The organism is Pseudoalteromonas prydzensis (assembly GCF_011050055.1).
Classification (GTDB): domain Bacteria; phylum Pseudomonadota; class Gammaproteobacteria; order Enterobacterales; family Alteromonadaceae; genus Pseudoalteromonas; species Pseudoalteromonas prydzensis_A.
In genome coordinates, this window is sequence record NZ_DRGM01000176.1 from 48,418 (window position 1) to 57,763 (window position 9,346).

The 9,346-nt window shown below is 41.7% G+C and carries 7 protein-coding genes; 5 read left to right on the plus strand and 2 right to left on the minus strand.

Annotated elements, in window-relative coordinates:
* Positions 1-171: 171 nt before the first annotated feature.
* Complete coding sequence (locus ENH88_RS17455) at positions 172-696, plus strand: DUF1566 domain-containing protein (RefSeq protein WP_304184175.1); 525 nt, start codon at positions 172-174, stop codon at positions 694-696.
* Positions 697-1,003: 307 nt separating this feature from the next.
* Here the strand turns inward: ENH88_RS17455 and ENH88_RS17460 are convergent, their stop codons facing one another.
* Positions 1,004-2,029, minus strand: a complete 1,026-nt coding sequence (locus ENH88_RS17460) for a helix-turn-helix domain-containing protein (RefSeq protein WP_304184176.1) — start codon at positions 2,027-2,029, stop codon at positions 1,004-1,006.
* Positions 2,026-2,946: a GGDEF domain-containing protein gene (locus ENH88_RS17465; RefSeq protein WP_304184178.1), complete on the minus strand. Its 921-nt coding sequence runs from the start codon at positions 2,944-2,946 to the stop codon at positions 2,026-2,028. Before ENH88_RS17465 ends, ENH88_RS17460 begins: the two co-directional genes overlap by 4 nt.
* 336 nt (positions 2,947-3,282) lie before the next feature.
* On the opposite strand from ENH88_RS17465, the gene ENH88_RS17470 reads away from it, so the two are divergent.
* The 4 genes from ENH88_RS17470 to ENH88_RS17485 form a co-directional block, all read left to right on the plus strand.
* Positions 3,283-6,054, plus strand: a complete 2,772-nt coding sequence (locus ENH88_RS17470; protein WP_304184180.1) for a TonB-dependent receptor — start codon at positions 3,283-3,285, stop codon at positions 6,052-6,054.
* Positions 6,055-6,102: 48 nt separating this feature from the next.
* Positions 6,103-7,425, plus strand: coding sequence for a metallophosphoesterase (locus ENH88_RS17475; protein WP_304184188.1), 1,323 nt, complete (start codon positions 6,103-6,105; stop codon positions 7,423-7,425).
* A gap of 204 nt (positions 7,426-7,629) precedes the next feature.
* Positions 7,630-8,994 carry a hypothetical protein gene (locus tag ENH88_RS17480; protein ID WP_304184182.1) on the plus strand — a complete coding sequence of 455 codons (1,365 nt, stop codon included), beginning with the start codon at positions 7,630-7,632 and terminating at the stop codon, positions 8,992-8,994.
* Positions 8,995-9,101: 107 nt separating this feature from the next.
* Positions 9,102-9,346: hypothetical protein (locus tag ENH88_RS17485; protein WP_304184185.1), on the plus strand; the 245-nt coding region annotated here is incomplete at its 3' end.

A 9,346-nucleotide genomic window follows, 5' to 3' on the forward strand; every position in this document is an offset into this window, starting at 1 on the left:
TGATCACTGATTTAATGAATCATCGAGTCATTGATGTTAACACCTGACAGATACGGAGTGTGCGGATGAACTTTAAAGAGTTGGATGTATGGAGCGCTATAAAACCCTCATTGCAACACACGATAGCCAAAAGCTTAAAGGGCAAGCTTATAATATGAGTAAGGAGAAATAATGAATACCATACTTAAACTTACCACTGGCTTGGTTAGCCTGTGTTTCTTAGGTAATGCTATAGCCAATGGCAGTTGTACTAATGAAAATACAGCTATTCCCTATAGTACGCCCAGTAGTGATTTTACACTCCATGATAACGGCACGGTTACGCACAATACTACAGGCTTAATGTGGATGCGCTGCAGCATTGGGCAAACATGGGAAGATGAAAGCTGTACCGGTGATGCAAGTGGTTTTACTTGGCAGCAAGCCTTAGCTCAAAACGGTACTGCGTATGCGGGTTACAGTGATTGGCGAGTACCAAATAAAAATGAATTGGCCTCTATTTTAGAGCAGCGTTGTTATAACCCGATTATAAATGAGGCTATTTTCCCAGATACGCCAGCTAATCATTTTTGGTCGTCGTCGCCCTATGCCGACTATAGCAATTACGCATTGGGCGTCAATGTCGGTATTGGCTTTGTTTTCTACTACTATAAGGGCAACGATTTCCATGTGCGGTTGGTGCGAGCCAGACAGTAATTTTGATTTATATCGCGTTATATTTCATACTAGGGGAAGCTCTAATGCGGGGTAAATCCGCAACTACGTTTGAGATAAATGCTTTAGCAAATAGGTTGAATCAATTTCTTTACTGTAGCTTTATAAATGTATATGACATACATGTTTTAGGTGATAATAAAGACGCGCTTTAAGTTTATCTGCACTTTGAGAGCAGCCACTTTGCCAGTCATTAATTAATTCATCAAGTGGAGTTTTCATACATAAAAAATATTAACCTTATCATTTATAATGGCATATGAGTCGTAGGTTGGTAATAATTGTTAATTTAATTGTTTGTAATGATGCTTCGTAACTGTGAGGGAGTCGTCCCCGTCCAGCGTTTGAAGGCGCGGCGAAAATTTGTTAAGTCACTAAAGTTAAGTTCATTTGCGAGGGTTTCGTTACTTTGCGCTAAGGTGGTGATATTAAACACCGCGGTTTGGCGATTGATGCAATCTTGCAAGGCGCTAAAACGAGTATGGTGTTGTTTTAGTTTGCGCTTAAAAGTGGCGGGGCTCATAACGAAATGCTGAGCAACGGTTTCGAGGTTTTGTTGTGGGTGAGCACTGACATGATTGCGCACTAATTGCAGCCAAGATGCCGCAGGTAAAGGTTGTTGCTGGATGGCTGCCAATGATTGCTGCAATAAGCTTGGGCAACTATCTATTAAGTGTTTGTTATACAACTGATCACTAATACTGACCATAAATAATTGTTGTGAAAACTTGCAGTTGGCTTGCAGATTGGTTTGATATTGCTCTATGTGTGTGGGCTGCGCATAGGGAAATGAAAAACAGAGATCGCTGTTATTACCTATTCGCCATTTACAGGTTGCGGCGATAAAACTGGCAAATAATTCGCAGCAAAATTGTTCTACGATTGCATTTATTGCCCCAAAACTGAGGTTGATAATGAAGTAATGTCGGCCTTGGTGGTATTTATGTTCGGCATTAAATAAGTTAAAGCCATGCAAAGGAGTGCGTGTGAGTAGTTTTTGCAGTGTGCGTAAACTTTCGGCTTGAGAAAATGCGCTGTATAACGGGTTGTGATTAAGTAGTTTACGCCCGAGTAAAAAACTGAGTTGGTGTTGATTATCAAATTGACGACAGTTTTCTTGTAATCGATAAAATTGCTCAACACTGAGCGAAGCCGTTCCTGCGGCAAAATCTTGGTAAAATAATTTTGTGCCTTTGAGTAATTTATCAGGGTGTACCCCTCGGTGTTTGGCTAAATCAACTAATTGCGCCGCCCATGATTGTAAACCTTGGCAAGGAGAGTCGATATAGCTGCTGTTGCTAAGTCTTGCACTCACGCAGTATGTCCGTGTAAGTGCTTATTAGTTAATAACCTTTGATGCAATTGACTGAGTAAACCTGAGGTTGAGTCACGGTGCGTTGCGGCCACTAAACTGGTGTGTACTTTTTGTTTGTAGGTCACTGCCTTGTCGCTGCTATTAAACGAAAACGCTTCTAACGCACTGACTAACGACACGCTTAGCTGCTCTGCGATAGCCAGTTCGGTGTTAGGTAACATGACAATAAAGCAATCACTGGCGTAACGGCAGACTAAATCTTGCTCGCGCACATTGAGGGTGATTACTTGAGCAAACTCTTGTAACAGCTTATCGCCTTCGGCATCACCAAATTGACGATTAAAGCGATCAAACTGGGCAATATCTAACATCAGTAATGAAAACCCATGCAGGCTATGATGGAGCAAATTTAGCTCGCGGCTGATCTGGCTTTTCATATAATCGGCGCTGGCTAGGCCGCTAATGGCATCGCTGAGTTGATGCTCTCGATAAAAGCGTTCGCGATTACGTAATTGTTGATTAATGGTCATTTGCTCTTGGTGCCAATGATACAAAGCCATAGTCATTAAAATCATGCCAAATGGTGCGGGAATAGATTCTATGGTACTGAGCCATGCTTGCTCTTCGCTATAGCTGACAAACTCATCAATAAAATCGAGCGTCATCGACAGGTTCATAATCGCAAGGCCTGAGAATAATAAGTTGGTTACCCGTCCCTTTGGCCTACTTAGCAGAATAAAAAATATCCACAATAGCGTCATGGCAGTAATACCGCCTTCACCAGCTACATCAAACCAATCTATCTGACTATGGCCTTTGTAGTGACCGTAGCTCAGTGTCAGGGTTAATACGCTGGTTAACATCACCACTAAAATAAGCAGTAATGAGCGATGTAATTTTAAAAACGATAAATTCATGTTGAGCTCAATAGGTCATATTTGATAGGCAGAATAAGCAAACCGCTTAAACACCACTAGGGTCAGATTAGCTCACAGTGATGACATATTTTTTACGGTGCTAAGTTTCCAAACTGATTATTGTTCATGTTCGAATCAAAAAAACCTAAAAACAGGGGGTCAAATTAGCTCATTTTGGCGTATTTAACGGCTGAAAAAAGCCTAACAACAGTGAATTAACAGTGTTGCGTTAAGTGCTGACATATTTCTTTCATGATTGCCCCTTAGGGTGTTGCTGCGAGCCAAGCATGGCCAAGTAAATAATTAAAATCACTAGTAGCAACCAAGAGAACAATTATGAACCCTTTTATTAAATCGAGTATTGCATTAGCGTGTTGTGGCATTTTATATGCGACTCCAGCCTTAGCCGATGGCCGTGTACAAGGCCGTATTACCGATGCCAGCCAAAGCGTGTATTTTGGCGGCGCGAAAGTATCAGTTAAAGAATTAAACTTAAATACCGTTAGTAACCGCGATGGCTCTTTTTCATTTAATAAGTTGCCAGCGGGTGATTACACTTTAGTGGTTGAATACATTGGGGCACCATCGGTAGAACAAAAAATTACGGTGGTGGATTCACAGGTTTTCACCCAACAAATTATTATTGGTGCGCAACAAGATGCCATGGATAACATTATTGTCTATGGCCAAAGTGCCGGTCAAGCAGGCGCAATTAACCGTCAAAAGAACGCAACTAATTTAAAATCAGTGGTTAGTGCAGACTCGATTGGCCAGTTCCCTGATCAAAATGCCGCTGAGGCATTACAACGTTTACCGGGTATTTTTATCGCCCGCGACCAAGGTGAAGGACGGTTTGTTGGTATTCGCGGTATTGATCCTAACTTAAACAACGTCACAGTAAACGGCTTAAATGTACCGTCGCCTGAAGCGGGTGTTCGCTCTGTAGCGATGGACGTATTACCAAGTGAACTAATTCAAAGTTTAGAAGTAAGTAAAACCGTTACCCCAGATATGGATGCCAGTGCCGTTGGTGGGTCAATCGAAGTTAAAAGCCTCAGTGCCTTTGACAGAGCGGGTGAGAGTTATAGCTTTACTGCACAAGGCTCGTATAACGAACTAGAATCTAAAACCAGCCCTAAGCTTTCGGGCAGCTACACCAATATTTATGAGCTTGATGGTGGTCTTGATCTAGGTGTAGCAACAGCTATTTCGTGGTTTAAGCGTGATTTTGGTTCTCGTAATATGGAAACCGACGGTGGTTGGAGTGAATTTGATGTTGAAGATGCCGTAAGCGGTGATGATGTTGCAATATTCGGTGCAGAAGAAATTGAGCAGCGCCATTATAAAATTACTCGTGAACGTTTAGGTGCAGCCCTTAATTTAGATCTGCACAGTGGTGCAATGGATAAGTATTATTTACGCACACTTTACAGTGATTTTTCTGATGATGAATTCCGCCAACGCAATGAATATAAATTTAGTGACGGCAAATTAGTTGATAGCAACGGCGACGGCGCTAATTTTAGCGGTGCAGAAATGGACCGCGATACCAAAGACCGTTATGAACAACAGAGTATCTTATCTATGGTACTCGGCGGCGAAAATCAATTGGATAATTGGTTTGTTGAATACAATGTAGGGTATTCAAAATCAGAAGAAAAAGAGCCAAACCGTTTAGACGTTACCTTTGCTGGTGCAGACATTGATATGGGCTACATTGCGCGCGTTGACACGCCGGTACTGAGCCAATCGGCTAATGCCCATGATTTAAGCCTGTTTGCGATGGACAAAATTGAAGCGGCCAACAATCTCAGCGAAGATGAAGAGCTTAGCTTTAAACTTGATTTTAGCCGTGACTTTGTGTGGCAAAATAACAACGGTGAATTTAAATTTGGTTTTAAACACCAAAATCGCGAAAAGCGTAATGACGTTAACGCATCGATTTATGATGGTGGCTTTTTAGATGCGATGGGCAGTGACTTTGCAGCCCCTGAACCTGACTTTGATTTAGGCAGCTTTGGGCCTGGCCTTAACCGCGGCGCAATCCACGCTTTTTATAAGGCAAATAAAGCGGCATTTGATTTTAATAGTAACGAATCAAAGGTTGAATCTGACGGTGAAAGTTATGTAAGTAATGAAGATATTACCGCTGCCTATGCGATGATCAGCATGGATATTGATAACTTACATGTTGTTGCCGGTGTACGCTATGAAGGCACGCAATTTGATACCAGCGGTAACCAAGTTGAATTAGTGGTTGATGAAATTAACGATACTGAAACGGTTACCACCACCCCTTGGCAAGTAAGTAAAGATTACGACTACTTTTTACCAAGCCTAAATTTACGCTATAGCATTAGCGATAAATTGGTGACGCGTTTTGCCTACACCAATACCATCGCGCGGCCAACCTTTAGTAATTCGGCGGCGTATCAATTAATTGAAACTGAAACCGTAGAAGACGAGGGCGTGCAGGTCACCGAGCGTAAAGCCGAAGTTGGTAACCCTGACTTAGACCCGTATGAATCAATGAACTTAGACGCATCAATTGAATACTACCCAGGTACAATTGGGGTGTTATCGGCGGGTATTTTCTATAAAGACATCGACAACTTTATTATTCAACAAGAAGTGCAAGATAATGGTGATTGGGATGGTTTTGACGAAGTAGTGCAAATGGTTAATGGCGGTAAAGCGTCATTAACGGGTATTGAGCTAAATTGGAACAAAACCTTTAAATCAGGATTCGTGCTTGGCGCAAATGGTACCTTTATTGATGCCGACGACAAGTTACCAAACCAAGCTGATACCGTGGCAAATATCATTGTTGGTTATGAGAATAATGCCATTAGTACTCGTTTAAGTGCGTCATATAAAAGTGAAAGCTATCAGTTTGATGATGCAGATATGGCGGTTTATGAAGACAGCCATATGCAACTGGATTTTAGCAGCAAATACTATTTCAACGACACCATGAATGTGTATTTTAATGCTACCAACCTAACTGATGAGCCTATGTATTTGTATCACGGTGAAAAGCGTTACAACTATCAGTATGAGTCTTACGGGCGTACCTTTGAGCTAGGTTTTACGTTTTCTTCTTTGTAAGGTGAATATATGAGCCTGCTTAACAGTAGGCTCATTGTTGAGGATATTATGATTAATAAAACTATTTTATATATTGCACTAACCGCATGTTTAGCAACGGTTGGTTGCACTGCTCAAAGTAACAAACAAAGCAGTGATGATACTGCAAGAGCGACTAAAAAAGCCTCCGACAAGATTGAATTTTTAGCGTTTGGTGATGGTGGCTATCATGTTGACTATCCAAAAACTAAACACATAACCAACCCTAAAAATAAGCAACAGTTTATAGCCGCGGAGCTGGCTGATTGGTTAGCAGATTATCGCCCGCGCGATGAGTTTGACCATGCACCAATATATATTTATCCAGGCACTGAGATTGCTACGGAGCAAGGGGGCGCACAGGCTGTGGGCATTGCAATGGCAAAATTGTGTGAAACAAAAGCATGCCAATTTGCCATTCAGCTCGGTGATAACGTATACCCTGATGGTGCCGATGCTAATGATGGTAAAGACGATCAAAAGCGCTTATACGATCTTGTTTATGCGCCACTTGAACCGTTATTTCAAGCGGATCCAAATTTAGTGGTGTATTCCGCGTTAGGCAATCACGATTGGAAAAGTTCGCGTAAAGGGGTGGCACTGCAAACCCAGTGGATGGCGCAGCAAGCTAACTTTTTTATGGGTGAAAATGGCTACTACAGTTACAAAATGGGTGAGCCGGGTAACGATGTAGAATTTTTTGTGCTCGATACCAATATGCTTTTAGCGGGGCAGACTTTTTATGAAGTACCACTAAATCCTGATGGTAGTGAGGGCGATGAGCAACAAGCGATAAAAGAGGGCCGTGCGGAGCTGGAAATTCACGATCAGCATGAAGGGCCACAAAATGGCGAGGATCTGGCGCAACTAGCATGGCTAGAGCAGGGCATTGCAAACTCTACCGCGAAATGGAAACTGGTTTATGGCCATCATATTTTATGGTCAATTGGTGGCACTAAATACAGTGAAGGGCATGTACTGCGTAAATTACTAATGCCTACATTGTGTAAGTATGCGGATGGTTATATTGCCGGCCATGAGCATGACTTAGAGCTACTAACTGATGATTGCTCAAAATTTGATACTGGTAATAGCGTTGGTAAATTACCGCTGATCATCTCAGGGGCTGCATCAAAAATGCGTGGTAAGCACACCCCGTTTGCACAGTTTCAACAGCGCCAATACCCTGAGTATGAGTTGCTTTGGTCAAAAAGCTTTGTGTGGGGGTTTAGTCATATCAGTCTTGATAACCAAACTAATCAGCTGGATGTGAGCTTTTACACCACACCGCGAGATTTAACCGGCAAGGTCATTGATGAGGGGCGTTTTAGCTTTTCTAAACGTACTCGCTAGCTCGCTATTGTGCACAAAAAAACCAGTGTTGCGACGCTAGTTTTGTTATTTTAATGTATATAAGTGTGCATTTAGGTTGCACATTTACACAGTTATTTACGAATTGGTAAATAACTGTAAGTTGAGGTAATGCTTTGTAAATCATGGAATTTTTCACTTTGTTAATGGTCATATTCAAACTATTAACAATAAGGAATTGATTCCATGCGTTACCCTTTATTTAAAACTGCACTAACAACCACTTTACTTGCAACCCTTACTGCGTGTTCGGGTGATGACTCAAGCTCGAGTGAAAGTGGCTATATCCAATTATATAATGGCTCTTACAATAGCCCGTACACCCGTTTATTTATCGAAGATGCTGAACGTTCCGGAGCTGATTTTGCAGATGTAACCACTCGCCATAATTACAGCACTAATAACTATGATGTGAGCTTTAAGTACCTTGATGCAAACGACAGTTATATAACGATCAGTGAAAAAGCAGTGTCCGTAAAAGACGACATGACCCAATTATGGGTGATGAATGGTGATTTTTCAGAGCCGACATTCAGTGAGCTAAGTGTGCCTACGGGCGGCGATGAGGGTTCAGCTAACTTAGGCTTTTTTAATATAGTTGGCGAAAACCTGAGTTTTGATGTGTATTTAGCAAATGATGATGGCTTATTTGCAACCGCTGAACTGATTGCCTCACCTACTTATTTAAATGAGTTGGCGCTACAAAACTTTGATGAAGGCTATTACACCTTATACTTAACGCAAAGTGGCAGTACCGACGTGTTATTTGAATCAGCCTCTGTGTATTTTAATGATGAGGCGAGTTATGTGGTGATGATCCGGCCAAGTTATGCCACCGAAGAAAACGGTATCACCCTTGATGTGGTGACAGCAAGTAATAGCGTTACTGCACTTAAGCACCAAAATGCACAGGGGCAGCTGCGTTTTATCAATACCATTGATGATTATTCACAAGTCAGCTTTAGTGCAACGCGTGGTTCGCAAACGAGTGCCACAGATGTAACCTCAAACGATATGTATTCTAACTATATTGAGCTTGATCCTAACAGTTACAGTATTGCGATGTTGGATGAGACGGGTAACAAAATTGTCGATAACTTTTTACTTACCCTTGAGCGTGAACAAAGTAACCTTGGCGTTTTCTACAATGACAAAGATTACGGCCCACGGATGATGACGGTAAAAGAAACCTTAACCCCGAGTAGCTATAGCCATAAAGTGACTGTGGTTAACTTAATTGATAGTTACGCTGGGCAAGATATTAGCGACGTTGATGTCGTCTTTACTCTCAATGGTGAAACGGTTGATGATGCTAAAAATATCATTGATGGCATCGATCAATACGACCAAGAAGAACAAATCGTTGATAATGAAATTTACACCACCTATGTGCTTTATGAAGACAATGGCCAGCAAATTGTACTTATGCAACAAGGCGATATGGACTTTAGCCAAGAAGGTAACTACATCTTAATTTTAGAACATGATGAAACAAGTAGCACTGGTTACAAAATGACGCTAGAGCGCACCGTTACTGACTCGGTAGAATAATCCGATTTAAATCTCAGCCTTAGCGCCGCGAGGCTGAGATTGTTTGGGTATATTTTCAATACACTTTACGTTATAAGGAAGTATTAAAAGTAGCCAAGGATTGAAAAATGGATGATGTCATAGGGCTGATAGTCATTTTATCGTTAGTTGTAGTCGCAGGCTCGATTGCTGGGTTAATTGCGTTAACTAAAGTGAGTACATTAAAACAAGAAGTTGCAGCCTTAAAAAAACAACTGCACGCAGTGATAGCGAACAATGCTAGCCAACAGCAAACTCAACCTCACAGTGTAGCGCAAACCGTGCAGTCGCAAGTTGCACGCCCAATTGAGCTGGCACGATCACAGCATGCAAA

Bases quoted from the DNA above. Each gene is read 5' to 3' on its own strand.
- ENH88_RS17470 (WP_304184180.1), top strand. From the start codon at position 3,283: ATGAACCCTTTTATTAAATCGAGTATTGCATTAGCGTGTTGTGGCATT.
- ENH88_RS17465 (WP_304184178.1), bottom strand. From the start codon at position 2,946: ATGAATTTATCGTTTTTAAAATTACATCGCTCATTACTGCTTATTTTA.
- ENH88_RS17480 (WP_304184182.1), top strand. From the start codon at position 7,630: ATGCGTTACCCTTTATTTAAAACTGCACTAACAACCACTTTACTTGCA.
- ENH88_RS17455 (WP_304184175.1), top strand. From the start codon at position 172: ATGAATACCATACTTAAACTTACCACTGGCTTGGTTAGCCTGTGTTTC.
- ENH88_RS17475 (WP_304184188.1), top strand. From the start codon at position 6,103: ATGATTAATAAAACTATTTTATATATTGCACTAACCGCATGTTTAGCA.